This window comes from Massilia sp. CT11-108 (assembly GCF_047302915.1).
GTDB lineage: Bacteria > Pseudomonadota > Gammaproteobacteria > Burkholderiales > Burkholderiaceae_D > Telluria > Telluria orientalis.
The window spans coordinates 1-1,796 of record NZ_JBKYMO010000795.1 but is presented as its reverse complement, the minus strand read 5'-3'; the positions used below and the strand labels follow the sequence as shown (position 1 = coordinate 1,796).

Genomic DNA, 1,796 nt, shown 5'->3' with positions numbered 1-1,796 from the left:
GCCACCCCCTATTTCTACACCTCTCTTTTCGTGGGCTGCGTCTTATGTTTATAAGACACTGGGCGGGGGCGCGGGCGTGTCGGCCCTGCAGATGGGTACGCCGCACGGCCGCGACACGGTCCGCGCCACCTTCGCCGAACTGGCGACGCGAGCCCTCGTGCACGGCGTGCCGGGCCGGGTGGAAGCGGGCCTGACGGGCTTCGGCGGCGACAGCGAACTGCTGCAGCGCTGGCTCGCGGAAGAACTGCATCTCGACCCGGGCCGCATCCACTTCTGCAGCGACATGGAAATCGCCTATCGCGCCAGCTTCGCGCCGGGTGAAGGCTATCTCGTGTACGCGGGCACGGGCTCCATCGGCGCCTTCGTCGACGCGCACGGCCAGTTCCACCGCGCGGGCGGACGCGGCGTCGTGCTGGACGATGGCGGCGGCGGCTTCTGGATCGCGAAGGAAGCGCTGCGCCACATCTGGCGCCTCGAAGACGAGCGGCCCGGCAGCTGGGAACAATCGCCGCTGGCGCAAGCCGTGTTCGACTACGTCGGCGGCGCCGACTGGGCATATTCGCGCCAGTTCATCTATGGCCAGGAACGGGGCGCCGTCGGCAAGCTGGCGCTCGCGGTGGCCGCGACGGCCGATAAGGATCCCGTCGCAGCCGACGTCCTGCGCGCGGCCGGCCGCGAACTCGCGCGCCTCGCGCTGGCGCTGACGGGGCGCTTCGGACCGCGTCCCGTCGCCGTGTCCGGGCGGGCGGCGGAACTGCATCCGCTGATCGTCGACACGATGCGGACAAGCGTGCCCGGCATTGCGCTGACCCAGACACCGGGCCACGCCCATCACGCGGCGGCGCGCATGGCGCTCGCCGCCGATTCATCCAACTCTACGACATCGACATGAAGACACTCGTCGCGACCCTGCTCCTCGCCCTGCTCGCCGGCTGCGCCACGCCGCCGCCCACCGGACCGCAATACGACCACACGTACACGGCCAAGGGGCAGGCCAGCCGCGTACGTTTCCTCGTGCTGCATTACACCGCCCAGAACTTCCCGGAGTCGCTCAGGATCCTGACCCAGCAGGAGGTCAGCGCCCATTACCTCGTGACCGCCGACCCTGTCCCCGTCATCTACAACCTCGTCGACGAAAAGAACGCGGCCTGGCATGCGGGTAACTCGAGCTGGAAGAATTTCACGCAGCTGAACAACAGCTCGATCGGCATCGAGATCGTCAACCTTGGCTGGAAAGATACGCCGAACGGCCGCGTCTACGCGCCGTTCCCGCAAGCGCAGATCGACGCGCTGATCCCGCTCGTGCGCGACATCGTCACGCGCCACCACATCGCACCGGAAAACGTGCTGGGCCACTCCGACATCGCCCCGCTGCGCAAGCAGGACCCGGGCCCGATGTTCCCCTGGCGCCAGCTTGCGGCCGCGGGCCTCGTCGCGTGGCCGGATGCGAACCGCGTCGCGATGCTCGTGCCGATCTTCCAGGTCCAGCTGCCGGACATCGCGTGGTACCAGAAGAAACTGGCGACGTGGGGCTATGGCCTCGTCCAGTCGGGCGTGCTCGACGAGCAGACGCGCACCGTACTGTCGGCATTCCAGATGAAATACCGTCCGGCCAACATCGACGGCAATCCGGACGTCGAGACGGCCGCGCTGCTGGAAGCGCTGACGAATCCGACCGGTCCGCTGCCGCAGCCGCTGCCGGCGCCGGTGATCACGGCGCCTGTCATCATTCCGGGCGAGACGCCGGTGCCGCCGCAGCCTCCTGTCCCGCCGGTGCCGCCTGCACCGCCTGAGCC

The 1,796-nt window shown here is 68.7% G+C and carries 2 protein-coding genes; both read left to right on the top strand.

Annotation, left to right across the window (positions count from 1 at the left end):
- Positions 1 to 10: 10 nt before the first annotated feature.
- Entirely contained in the window at positions 11 to 892 is an 882-nt protein-coding gene (locus ACEN88_RS30780) for an ATPase (protein ID WP_413345842.1), read from the top strand.
- On the top strand, positions 889 to 1,796 hold a 908-nt coding region (locus ACEN88_RS30775; protein ID WP_413345840.1), incomplete at its 3' end, for an N-acetylmuramoyl-L-alanine amidase. The genes ACEN88_RS30780 and ACEN88_RS30775, both read left to right, overlap by 4 nt.